Below are 3744 nucleotides of genomic sequence, written 5' to 3' on the forward strand. Positions count from 1 at the left end.
CGATGGCTTTGCCGCACGGGTGGAGAACGAGTTTGCCTGGCAGGTCAGCGTCGAAGAGCTGCAAGGGCGCAACTGGAGCCTGGACTGCAAAAACCCGCATATCGGCGAACAAATCAGCCACGACCCGGACGAACTGCTGCGCAACTACGCCACGCTGCAAGGCGAGATCAGCGACCTGCGCGACCAGCTTAAGGCCGTGCTGGCTGAAGCCCTGGAGCGCGAGGTATGACGACGCTGCTTACCGATAACCTGCCACTGCTGGCTGGTGCGCCGAACGGTATCAAAAAGCTGCGTGAACTGATTCTGGAACTGGCGGTGCGCGGCAAGTTGGTGCCGCAAGATCCAAGTGATGAGCCGGCCAGTGAGTTGCTCAAGCGCATTGCCGAGGAAAAGGCGCGGCTGGTGGCTGAGGGCAAGATCAAGAAGCAGAAGGCGCTGTCTGAAAGAGATGCCGAAGATCCAACATTTGAGCTGCCAGCGAGCTGGGTGTGGGCTCGACTTGCTGATGTCGTGAATGTACTTAACGGTAGGGCCTACAAGAAGGAAGAGCTGCTAGACGCAGGTACGCCCGTCCTGCGAGTTGGGAACCTATTTACATCCAATCATTGGTATTACTCGACCCTCACCCTTGAAGAGGATAAGTACTGCAATCCGGGAGACTTACTGTTTGCTTGGTCTGCATCCTTCGGACCATTCATTTGGCATGGTGAGCGCTCAATCTACCACTACCACATCTGGAAGCTTGATTTTTACGCCACAGGTCAGCTCAGCAAGCATTATCTATACAACTATTTGCTGGAGCAAACGCAAGAGATCAAGGCTGCTGGCCATGGCGTATCTATGGTTCACATGACCAAAGAGAAAATGGAAAAGCTGGCAGTGCCAGTGCCCCCGCTCGCCGAACAAGACCGCATCGTCGCCAAAGTCGATGAGCTGATGGCCCTGTGCGACCGACTGGAAGCCCAGCAGACCGACGCAGAAAGCGCCCACGCCCAACTGGTACACGCGCTGCTCAACAGCCTGACCCAAGCCAGCGACGCCACCGACTTAGCCGCCAACTGGCAACGCCTAGCTGAACACTTCCACACCCTGTTCACTACCGAATCCAGCATCGACACCCTAAAAAAAACCCTGCTGCAGCTCGCCGTGATGGGCAAGCTGGTGCCGCAAGATGTGAATGGCTGCAGTCAAGAGCGCCTGCCTGCTGGTTGGAGCGCAATTAAAATTGAGGATTTCTGCACTGTACAAGGGGGTATCCAGAAAACCCCTCTCAGACGACCGATCTTGCAGCATTTCCCATACCTACGTGTTGCGAATGTTCAGCGCGGTCGGATTGATGCCAAAGAGCTTGAGCGTTATGAGTTGTCGCTGAATGAGCTAGAAAAGTGGCGATTGAATGCCGGAGATCTCTTGATCGTTGAGGGAAACGGTAGCGAGAACGAAATCGGGAGATGTGCTATTTGGCAGGGCGAAGTCGCAGATTGCGTCTACCAAAATCATCTGATACGTGTTCGCCCTAAAGTTTGCGAGCAAGTGAACTTTCTGGCCCTTTACCTTAATTCGCCAATTGGCATCGCTCACATGAAGCGTCTGGCAATCACGACAAGCGGCCTTTTCAACTTGAGCGTCGGTAAGATACGCAGCATTCCTGTAGCGTTGCCGCCAATTCCAGAACAGCGCCGCATCGTCGTTAAAGTCGATCAGCTAATGGCCCTCTGCGACCAACTAAGAACACACCTAACCCAGGCCCGCCAACTCAACGAACAACTGGCCAGCATGCTGGTCGAGCAGGCGGTGGTTTAGCGGCTTGCAGGCTGCGTCACGTTAAGGACAATCCCGTGCCCATCAAAACGCAAATCTGGACTGTAGGTGGCCAACCCAGCCAGTTGCAAGAATGCATTCTGCCCAGCGAGCAGTTGCTGGAAGACATGATCGTCAGCGCGCCACGGTTATTGTCGGAGGAGTGGATGCTGATTGGCCGCCAGGAAAGTACAGGGCTGGGCGGGCGGATTGATCTATTGGCCATCGCCCCGGATGCCTCCCTCGTGCTGATCGAACTCAAGCGCGATCGCACCCCGCGTGATGTGGTGGCGCAGGCGCTGGACTATGCCTCGTGGGTGGAGAAACTGGCCGCCGAGGATATTGCCGCCATCTACAAACGCTATCGCCAGAACGCCGATTTGGCGGCGGACTTTCAGGCCTACTTCGGCCTGCCGCTGGATGAAGAGGCGCTCAACCAAAGTCACCAGATCATCATCGTCGCGTCCGGGCTAGACGCCAGCACCGAGCGTATCGTGGCGTACCTCAGCGAGCGGGATATCGCCATCAACGTGCTGTGTTTTCAGGTGTTCCGGCAAGGCGAGCAACAGCTGATCAGCCGTTCCTGGCTGCTCGACCCCGTAGAAACCCAGGCCAATGCCAGCAACACCCGCAGCGATGGTCCGAGCGAGCCGTGGAATGGTGAGTTCTATTGCTCGTTTGGCCACAGTTCCACGCGTTCCTGGCTGGATGCGCAAGCCTTTGGTTTTATCTGTGGCGGTGGCGGCACTTGGTACAGCAACAGCCTGAAGATGCTCGCCCCCGGCGACCGGGTGTGGGTCAACATTCCGCAGCAGGGCTACGTCGGCGTCGGCCGCGTAACCGGGCGGGCCACAGCGGCGGCAGACTTCACCGTGCCATACAACGGCGTCGACACGCCGGTACTGCAAGCCGCCAAACGTGGTACTTACCACGCCGAATACAGCGACGACCCAGCGCTGTCCGAGTACTTCGTGCCTGTGGAATGGCTGCAGACCGTGCCGGTTGAACAGGCCATCAAGGAAGTCGGTCTGTTCGGCAACCAAAACACCGTCTGCCGGCCAACCACACCCAAGTGGCGGTGGACGATAGAGCGGTTGAAGGTGCGTTTGCTCAACAAGGCGCTATGATCATTCGACTCATTTTGCGGAAAGGATATCGGCTCTGGCACCTAGCGATCTCAATCACCACCTGTAATCTGTTCAGCCAAACGGATAGCAAGTCAGGCGCACGGTCGCGGAAATCATCCTGGCTAAGAAATTGGTGGATACGGCAGGCTCTATTCTTGGGCGTGCCGTGCTTCTGACTCGTTGACAGGAAACAGACTAGGCACTCTACTCAATTCGGGCCCACCCTAGATGATTTGAATAATCAGATATAAAGATTCCCGAAACTTTACCTTGTGTTCAGAACCACGAAAACTAGGAAGAAACACACGCTCATGACAGCCGTATCTCCCCCCACAACCATCCCTCAAAACCCATCCTCCGCTTCACCGCTCGACCCCTCCGCCTCCAGCAGCCCCCGGCAAGCATTATTCAAACTCCTCGCCGATATCAAATGGTGGCTTCCGTTAGTTTCAACACTTATCTCAATCTCACTCCTCACCAAGTACCTCTGGGTAATCCATCACCCCGAGTTGATCCTGACTTCGTTAGGGAACCCTTCGAACCTCGTCGCCTGGTTATTCTTCAGCCTGCTGATACTCGCGTCGTTGCTGCTCATCGTATCGGTGCCGTCTTTGGTCTTCACGTTGAGCATGTCTGTATGCAGCGTTGACAGAGAGTTGGAAAAGAGGCTCGCCTTACGCTTTGGCCTCATCGTAGGCGGGGGCTACCTACTGCTATCGCTCAACCTGCTGGGGGCCCTCTTTGATTACACCATGGCCCCAGGCTACTTCTTCCCTATCGTCGTAGTCGCTGCCGCTTGTGCCGTGATAGTTCTGCT

The 3744-nt window shown here is 56.0% G+C and carries 3 protein-coding genes and 1 pseudogene; all 4 read left to right on the forward strand.

Annotation, left to right across the window (positions count from 1 at the left end):
- Positions 1–229 (forward strand): annotated as a pseudogene (locus DBR18_RS29475) (SAM-dependent DNA methyltransferase); the annotation flags it as partial.
- On the forward strand, positions 226–1803 hold the full coding sequence (locus DBR18_RS19270) for a restriction endonuclease subunit S (protein WP_108591487.1): 1578 nt from the start codon (positions 226–228) through the stop codon (positions 1801–1803). The pseudogene DBR18_RS29475 and the gene DBR18_RS19270, both read left to right, overlap by 4 nt.
- 35 nt (positions 1804–1838) lie before the next feature.
- Entirely contained in the window at positions 1839–2927 is a 1089-nt protein-coding gene (locus DBR18_RS19275; protein WP_108591488.1) for an endonuclease NucS domain-containing protein, read from the forward strand.
- A 311-nt stretch (positions 2928–3238) separates the two neighbouring features.
- Positions 3239–3744 (forward strand): hypothetical protein (locus DBR18_RS28550; RefSeq protein ID WP_218277865.1); only part of this gene is annotated, 506 nt, incomplete at its 3' end.

The organism is Pseudomonas sp. HMWF021, from assembly GCF_003061005.1.
Taxonomy (GTDB): Bacteria; Pseudomonadota; Gammaproteobacteria; order Pseudomonadales; family Pseudomonadaceae; genus Aquipseudomonas.

Bases quoted from the DNA above. Each gene is read 5' to 3' on its own strand.
- DBR18_RS19270 (WP_108591487.1), top strand. From the start codon at position 226: ATGACGACGCTGCTTACCGATAACCTGCCACTGCTGGCTGGTGCGCCG.